This is a genomic window from Pseudomonas sp. 50_B, from assembly GCF_017491625.1.
GTDB classification, from domain to species: domain Bacteria; phylum Pseudomonadota; class Gammaproteobacteria; order Pseudomonadales; family Pseudomonadaceae; genus Aquipseudomonas; species Aquipseudomonas danubii.
Genome location: NZ_JAFGYX010000049.1, coordinates 1 through 5,635, shown reverse-complemented (window position 1 = coordinate 5,635; position 5,635 = coordinate 1). Strand labels below are relative to the sequence as shown.

The following is a 5,635-nucleotide window of genomic DNA, read 5'->3' as shown; positions in this document are numbered from 1 at the left end:
CGCTTCAGTTCATCGAAGCCAGAAGCAGTTGGTAAGGCAGTGTGTTTTCGCCTTATTAACGATTCGATCCTCTCGGTCGAAAGCGGTTAAAAAGAGGTGTTGACAGCAGCGTGTAACGCTGTAGAATTCGCCTCCCGCTAACGAGAGATCGGAGGCGCAAGTGGTTGAAGTTAAAAAGGAAACTTTGAAAACTTCTTAAAAAAATCACTTGACAGCAAATGAGGCTGCTGTAGAATGCGCGCCTCGGTTGAGACGAAAGATCTTAACCAACCGCTCTTTAACAACTGAATCAAGCAATTCGTGTGGGTGCTTGTGGAGTCAGACTGATAGTCAAAAAGATTATCAGCATCACAAGTTACTCCGCGAGAAATCAAAGATGTAACCAACGATTGCTGAGCCAAGTTTAGGGTTTTCTCAAAACCCAAAGATGTTTGAACTGAAGAGTTTGATCATGGCTCAGATTGAACGCTGGCGGCAGGCCTAACACATGCAAGTCGAGCGGCAGCACGGGTACTTGTACCTGGTGGCGAGCGGCGGACGGGTGAGTAATGCCTAGGAATCTGCCTAGTAGTGGGGGATAACGTCCGGAAACGGGCGCTAATACCGCATACGTCCTACGGGAGAAAGTGGGGGATCTTCGGACCTCACGCTATTAGATGAGCCTAGGTCGGATTAGCTAGTTGGTGAGGTAATGGCTCACCAAGGCGACGATCCGTAACTGGTCTGAGAGGATGATCAGTCACACTGGAACTGAGACACGGTCCAGACTCCTACGGGAGGCAGCAGTGGGGAATATTGGACAATGGGCGAAAGCCTGATCCAGCCATGCCGCGTGTGTGAAGAAGGTCTTCGGATTGTAAAGCACTTTAAGTTGGGAGGAAGGGCAGTTACCTAATACGTGATTGTTTTGACGTTACCGACAGAATAAGCACCGGCTAACTCTGTGCCAGCAGCCGCGGTAATACAGAGGGTGCAAGCGTTAATCGGAATTACTGGGCGTAAAGCGCGCGTAGGTGGTTTGTTAAGTTGGATGTGAAAGCCCCGGGCTCAACCTGGGAACTGCATCCAAAACTGGCAAGCTAGAGTATGGTAGAGGGTGGTGGAATTTCCTGTGTAGCGGTGAAATGCGTAGATATAGGAAGGAACACCAGTGGCGAAGGCGACCACCTGGACTGATACTGACACTGAGGTGCGAAAGCGTGGGGAGCAAACAGGATTAGATACCCTGGTAGTCCACGCCGTAAACGATGTCAACTAGCCGTTGGGAGCCTTGAGCTCTTAGTGGCGCAGCTAACGCATTAAGTTGACCGCCTGGGGAGTACGGCCGCAAGGTTAAAACTCAAATGAATTGACGGGGGCCCGCACAAGCGGTGGAGCATGTGGTTTAATTCGAAGCAACGCGAAGAACCTTACCAGGCCTTGACATCCAATGAACTTTCTAGAGATAGATTGGTGCCTTCGGGAACATTGAGACAGGTGCTGCATGGCTGTCGTCAGCTCGTGTCGTGAGATGTTGGGTTAAGTCCCGTAACGAGCGCAACCCTTGTCCTTAGTTACCAGCACGTTATGGTGGGCACTCTAAGGAGACTGCCGGTGACAAACCGGAGGAAGGTGGGGATGACGTCAAGTCATCATGGCCCTTACGGCCTGGGCTACACACGTGCTACAATGGTCGGTACAAAGGGTTGCCAAGCCGCGAGGTGGAGCTAATCCCATAAAACCGATCGTAGTCCGGATCGCAGTCTGCAACTCGACTGCGTGAAGTCGGAATCGCTAGTAATCGCGAATCAGAATGTCGCGGTGAATACGTTCCCGGGCCTTGTACACACCGCCCGTCACACCATGGGAGTGGGTTGCACCAGAAGTAGCTAGTCTAACCTTCGGGAGGACGGTTACCACGGTGTGATTCATGACTGGGGTGAAGTCGTAACAAGGTAGCCGTAGGGGAACCTGCGGCTGGATCACCTCCTTAATCGACGACATCAGCTGCTTCATAAGCTCCCACACGAATTGCTTGATTCATTGAAGAAGACGATAGAAGCAGCTTTAAGCTCCAAGCTGATAGCTCCAAGCTAACAGTTACAAGCTCGAAATTGGGTCTGTAGCTCAGTTGGTTAGAGCGCACCCCTGATAAGGGTGAGGTCGGCAGTTCGAATCTGCCCAGACCCACCAATTTTGTTATGGGGCCATAGCTCAGCTGGGAGAGCGCCTGCCTTGCACGCAGGAGGTCAGCGGTTCGATCCCGCTTGGCTCCACCATAAACTGCTTCTGAAAGCTTAGAAATGAGCATTCACATTGAATGTTGATTTCTAGTCTTTTGATTAGATCGTTCTTTAAAAATTTGGGTATGTGATAGAAAGATAGACTGAACGTTACTTTCACTGGTAACGGATCAGGCTAAGGTAAAATTTGTGAGTTAAATTGCAAATTTTCGGCGAATGTCGTCTTCATAGTATAACCAGATTGCTTGGGGTTATATGGTCAAGTGAAGAAGCGCATACGGTGGATGCCTTGGCAGTCAGAGGCGATGAAAGACGTGGTAGCCTGCGATAAGCTTCGGGGAGTCGGCAAACAGACTTTGATCCGGAGATCTCTGAATGGGGGAACCCAGCCATCATAAGATGGTTATCTTGTACTGAATACATAGGTGCAAGAGGCGAACCAGGGGAACTGAAACATCTAAGTACCCTGAGGAAAAGAAATCAACCGAGATTCCCTTAGTAGTGGCGAGCGAACGGGGACTAGCCCTTAAGTGGCTTTGAGATTAGCGGAACGCTCTGGAAAGTGCGGCCATAGTGGGTGATAGCCCTGTACGCGAAAATCTCTTAGTCATGAAATCGAGTAGGACGGGGCACGAGAAACCTTGTCTGAATATGGGGGGACCATCCTCCAAGGCTAAATACTACTGACTGACCGATAGTGAACTAGTACCGTGAGGGAAAGGCGAAAAGAACCCCGGAGAGGGGAGTGAAATAGATCCTGAAACCGTATGCGTACAAGCAGTGGGAGCAGACTTTGTTCTGTGACTGCGTACCTTTTGTATAATGGGTCAGCGACTTATTTTCAGTGGCGAGCTTAACCGAATAGGGGAGGCGTAGCGAAAGCGAGTCTTAATAGGGCGTCTAGTCGCTGGGAATAGACCCGAAACCGGGCGATCTATCCATGGGCAGGTTGAAGGTTAGGTAACACTGACTGGAGGACCGAACCGACTACCGTTGAAAAGTTAGCGGATGACCTGTGGATCGGAGTGAAAGGCTAATCAAGCTCGGAGATAGCTGGTTCTCCTCGAAAGCTATTTAGGTAGCGCCTCATGTATCACTGTAGGGGGTAGAGCACTGTTTCGGCTAGGGGGTCATCCCGACTTACCAAACCGATGCAAACTCCGAATACCTACAAGTGCCGAGCATGGGAGACACACGGCGGGTGCTAACGTCCGTCGTGAAAAGGGAAACAACCCAGACCGTCAGCTAAGGTCCCAAAGTTATGGTTAAGTGGGAAACGATGTGGGAAGGCTTAGACAGCTAGGAGGTTGGCTTAGAAGCAGCCACCCTTTAAAGAAAGCGTAATAGCTCACTAGTCGAGTCGGCCTGCGCGGAAGATGTAACGGGGCTCAAACCATACACCGAAGCTACGGGTATCACGTAAGTGATGCGGTAGAGGAGCGTTCTGTAAGCCTGTGAAGGTGAGTTGAGAAGCTTGCTGGAGGTATCAGAAGTGCGAATGCTGACATGAGTAACGACAATGGGTGTGAAAAACACCCACGCCGAAAGACCAAGGTTTCCTGCGCAACGTTAATCGACGCAGGGTTAGTCGGTCCCTAAGGCGAGGCTGAAAAGCGTAGTCGATGGAAAACAGGTTAATATTCCTGTACTTCTAGTTATTGCGATGGAGGGACGGAGAAGGCTAGGCCAGCTTGGCGTTGGTTGTCCAAGTTTAAGGTGGTAGGCTGGAATCTTAGGTAAATCCGGGGTTCTAAGGCCGAGAGCTGATGACGAGTTACCTTTTAGGTGACGAAGTGGTTGATGCCATGCTTCCAAGAAAAGCTTCTAAGCTTCAGATAACTAGGAACCGTACCCCAAACCGACACAGGTGGTTGGGTAGAGAATACCAAGGCGCTTGAGAGAACTCGGGTGAAGGAACTAGGCAAAATGGCACCGTAACTTCGGGAGAAGGTGCGCCGGTGAGGGTGAAGGACTTGCTCCGTAAGCTCATGCCGGTCGAAGATACCAGGCCGCTGCGACTGTTTATTAAAAACACAGCACTCTGCAAACACGAAAGTGGACGTATAGGGTGTGACGCCTGCCCGGTGCCGGAAGGTTAATTGATGGGGTTAGCTAACGCGAAGCTCTTGATCGAAGCCCCGGTAAACGGCGGCCGTAACTATAACGGTCCTAAGGTAGCGAAATTCCTTGTCGGGTAAGTTCCGACCTGCACGAATGGCGTAACGATGGCGGCGCTGTCTCCACCCGAGACTCAGTGAAATTGAAATCGCTGTGAAGATGCAGTGTATCCGCGGCTAGACGGAAAGACCCCGTGAACCTTTACTATAGCTTTGCACTGGACTTTGAATTTGCTTGTGTAGGATAGGTGGGAGGCTTTGAAGCGTGAACGCCAGTTTGCGTGGAGCCATCCTTGAAATACCACCCTGGCAACTTTGAGGTTCTAACTCAGGTCCGTTATCCGGATCGAGGACAGTGTATGGTGGGTAGTTTGACTGGGGCGGTCTCCTCCTAAAGAGTAACGGAGGAGTACGAAGGTGCGCTCAGACCGGTCGGAAATCGGTCGTAGAGTATAAAGGCAAAAGCGCGCTTGACTGCGAGACAGACACGTCGAGCAGGTACGAAAGTAGGTCTTAGTGATCCGGTGGTTCTGTATGGAAGGGCCATCGCTCAACGGATAAAAGGTACTCCGGGGATAACAGGCTGATACCGCCCAAGAGTTCATATCGACGGCGGTGTTTGGCACCTCGATGTCGGCTCATCACATCCTGGGGCTGAAGCCGGTCCCAAGGGTATGGCTGTTCGCCATTTAAAGTGGTACGCGAGCTGGGTTTAGAACGTCGTGAGACAGTTCGGTCCCTATCTGCCGTGGACGTTTGAGATTTGAGAGGGGCTGCTCCTAGTACGAGAGGACCGGAGTGGACGAACCTCTGGTGTTCCGGTTGTCACGCCAGTGGCATTGCCGGGTAGCTATGTTCGGAAAAGATAACCGCTGAAAGCATCTAAGCGGGAAACTTGCCTCAAGATGAGATCTCACTGGGATCTTGAATCCCCTAAAGGGCCGTCGAAGACTACGACGTTGATAGGTTGGGTGTGTAAGCGCTGTGAGGCGTTGAGCTAACCAATACTAATTGCCCGTGAGGCTTGACCATATAACACCCAAGCAATTTGCTTAAGAAGCGAGTTGCGGTGTGTGAAGACGAAACAAACCGAAAGTTTGCACAACACACAAATCTATTACATACCCATTCGCTGGCACGTTGCATCAGCAACGGACTGGCTACCGAATTTCTTGACGACCATAGAGCGTTGGAACCACCTGATCCCATCCCGAACTCAGAAGTGAAACGATGCATCGCCGATGGTAGTGTGGGGTTTCCCCATGTGAGAGTAGGTCATCGTCAAGATTAAATTCC

The 5,635-nt window shown here is 50.9% G+C and carries 2 tRNA genes and 3 rRNA genes; all 5 read left to right on the top strand.

What is annotated here, in order from left to right:
• Positions 1-433: 433 nt before the first annotated feature.
• The 5 genes from J5M73_RS30755 to rrf all read left to right on the top strand — a co-directional run bounded on the left by J5M73_RS30755 (position 434) and on the right by rrf (position 5,626).
• Positions 434-1,972: ribosomal RNA gene (locus J5M73_RS30755) — 16S ribosomal RNA — on the top strand.
• Between the two features lie 123 nt (positions 1,973-2,095).
• Positions 2,096-2,172: transfer RNA gene (locus tag J5M73_RS30750), tRNA-Ile, on the top strand.
• Positions 2,173-2,182: 10 nt separating this feature from the next.
• Positions 2,183-2,258 (top strand) — tRNA-Ala (locus J5M73_RS30745).
• 221 nt (positions 2,259-2,479) lie between these two features.
• A 23S ribosomal RNA gene (locus J5M73_RS30740) occupies positions 2,480-5,371 on the top strand.
• 139 nt (positions 5,372-5,510) lie between these two features.
• Positions 5,511-5,626, top strand: a 5S ribosomal RNA gene (rrf, locus tag J5M73_RS30735).
• The 16S, 23S and 5S rRNA genes sit together here with 2 tRNA genes alongside, the layout of an rRNA operon.
• Positions 5,627-5,635: the final 9 nt, after the last annotated feature.